Source organism: Corynebacterium hiratae (assembly GCF_009708045.1).
Lineage (GTDB): Bacteria > Actinomycetota > Actinomycetes > Mycobacteriales > Mycobacteriaceae > Corynebacterium > Corynebacterium hiratae.
The window spans coordinates 1-2,647 of record NZ_VIOG01000025.1 but is presented as its reverse complement, the minus strand read 5'-3'; the positions used below and the strand labels follow the sequence as shown (position 1 = coordinate 2,647).

The 2,647-nt window shown below is 58.6% G+C and carries 2 protein-coding genes; both read left to right on the top strand.

All coding sequences use genetic code 11. The annotated features are described in order from the left end of the window. Positions 1-143: 143 nt before the first annotated feature. Positions 144-1,778: an IS21 family transposase gene (istA, locus tag FME68_RS12835; RefSeq protein ID WP_158397776.1), complete on the top strand. Its 1,635-nt coding sequence runs from the start codon at positions 144-146 to the stop codon at positions 1,776-1,778. 6 nt (positions 1,779-1,784) lie between these two features. Continuing rightward, entirely contained in the window at positions 1,785-2,552 is a 768-nt protein-coding gene (locus FME68_RS12830) for an ATP-binding protein (protein ID WP_158397775.1), read from the top strand. Positions 2,553-2,647 lie beyond the last annotated feature (95 nt).

Here is a 2,647-nt window from a genome sequence, read left to right as displayed (position 1 = left end):
TGTTGCGACCGGCTATTTGGTAGCAGTGTCGTGACTATCTGGTAGCGCTTCAGTGGGTTTCTGGTAGCAGCTCGCGGCGCTCGGGGTGATACTTCCGGTAGCCGCACCACTCGGGTGCGGCGCGTACTGGAAGGAGTCCGCTTATGCCGGATTACCGTGCGGTGATGACGCTGCTGATTAGGAAGCGTTCTTACCGCCAGATTGAAGACCAGCTCGGGTGCTCGCACCGCGCGATTTCCCGAGCGAACCAAGCGCTGCGAAGCCTTGGCCTGACTACTGCCCAGCAGGTCGCGGCGTTGACGAATGACGAGCTGGACGAGATATTCGTTGATAAACGCACCAGCGGGCAAGGCGAGTTCGTCCCGATTGACTTTGACGCGGTCGTCAAAGCACGCACAGGACGTGTGAAGCAGACACTGCAAGTATTGTGGGCTCGCTACACCACCACCCCCGCCCAGCCGGGCCAGCGTCATTACAGCTACGACCGGTTCCGCCAGCTGGTTGCCTCCCATGTCGATGCGGCCGGGCTTACCGCCCGGATCACCCATGCACCAGGGCATACGATGCAGGTGGACTGGGCAGGGAACAAGATGCGCCTGTACGACCCTGCGGGCACACCGGGTGCGAAAGTCAGCATTTTCGTCGCCTCGCTGCCGTATTCAGGAATGCTGTTTGCTTGTGCGTGTGTTGACCAGCGGCAACAGTCCTGGCTTGATGCACACCGCCAAGCGTTTGACTACTTCGGTGGGGTCTGCCAGGTTGTTGTCCCCGATAACGCGTCGACGGCATCAAACGCAATCAGCACTGCCGATAGGAATCGGAAGGTCAACGACACCTACCAGCAGTTCTTGGAGCACTACAACACAGCAGCACTTCCCACACGCGCGCGTCGGCCGAAGGATAAAGCAAATGTGGAAGCTGCGGTAAAGATCGTCACGCACAAGATCATCCACGCCCTTGAAGACCACCAGTGTGTTGACTTGGACGAGCTCAACGGAAAGATTGTGGGCTTAGTCGACGCGATCAACACCTCCGTGCCGTTTCGCAGTCAGCAGTCAAGCCGCAGGGATCTCTTCGAAGCACACGAGCAGCATCTCCTTGCTGACCTGCCGGCAACCCCGTGGCAACATACCGAGTGGAAGCGTGCGAAAGTAGCCCCGGATTTCCATATCACGGTTGCAACGGTGCGCTACTCCGTTCCGCACCAGCTTGTTGGCCGCACTGTCGATGTGCGCATCACAGGCCAGGTCTTGACCGTCTTTGACCAGGGGACAACCGTGGCAACCCACCGGGTTTCGCATAAGCGTGGGGCCTATGTCACTGACTATGAGCACATTCCATCTGGAATGGACTCCACCCGTGGGCTGTGGACAAGCGACTACTTTTATCGCGAAGCCAGCAAAACCGGCCCGGCAACACGCAAGGTCATCGAAGAACTCATCGCGGCGAAAGCCATCCCGGCCCAGGCGTACCAATCCTGTAGAAACGTGCTGTCGATGGGCAAACACGGCAACAAACCAATCCTGGAAGAGGCATGCCAGCGCCTGATGGCCAACGACGGCAGCCGACGAGCGGTGTCATATACCGCGGTCAAAAACATGATGGCCGCCATACGCAAAGAACACGCCACCCGGCCCCGCGGGTTAGACCAGGCCCCGCGCAGCACCACAGTCAACCAGCCCACCGCCCCTGCAATCACCGACCGGGATACCACCGGCGCGTTTCTCGGCGGTGCAGACCAGTTCAGCATGGACAACCTCGCTAAGAAAGGACACTAAAAGCCCATGTCATCACCAACCCCGCCAGCAGATCGCTTCCTCGACGAGTCCGTCCTGCCCGACTTCACCGCGCTGCGGATGACTGCCTTCGGCAGAAGCGTCATCGACATCGCCAACGATCCTGCATTCGACGCATGGACGTTTTCCCAAAAGGTGCTCTACGCACTCGATGAAGAAGTCGCGGCCCGGCGTGAACGACGCATCAACAAACTGCTGAAAGCATCCCGATCGCCAAACCTTGATGCTTGCCTTGAAAACGTGGTCTGCACGCCTGACCGCAACATCAACCCCGAGCAAGTCAGCAGACTCGCTCACGGACAATGGTGCCACCTGGGCCAAAACATTGTCATCCTGGGCAAATCCTCAGTCGGCAAAACCTACCTCGCCCAAGCCCTGATCACAGCAGCATGCCGCAACGACTACTCCGCACGGTTCTATCGCACCGACATGCTCGCCGCCGAACTGGCAGTCCTCCAACCCGATGACCCTAAACGGCTGAAGTTCATCCAGCACCTCCACGACGTCGACGTCTTAGTCCTCGATGACTTCCTGACCACACCTGTTGATGCCGCGACCGCGCACCAACTTCTCAACATCCTCGCCGGGCGGGAAGGCAAAGTCTCAACGATAGTGACCTCACAATTCACCCCACTGGAGTGGTACAAGTCCATCCCCGACGCCGTGATCTCCGAGTCAATCCTCAACCGACTCGTCTCCGGCGCCGAGATCATCACACTCGAAGGACCAAACATGCGCCTCACCACCAACACATAACCACCAACAACGCCTGAGTAAGACACCGCTACCGGATACTCACTCAGGCGCTACCAGATACTCACCACACCGCTACCATTTCAGTCTTCTGAACA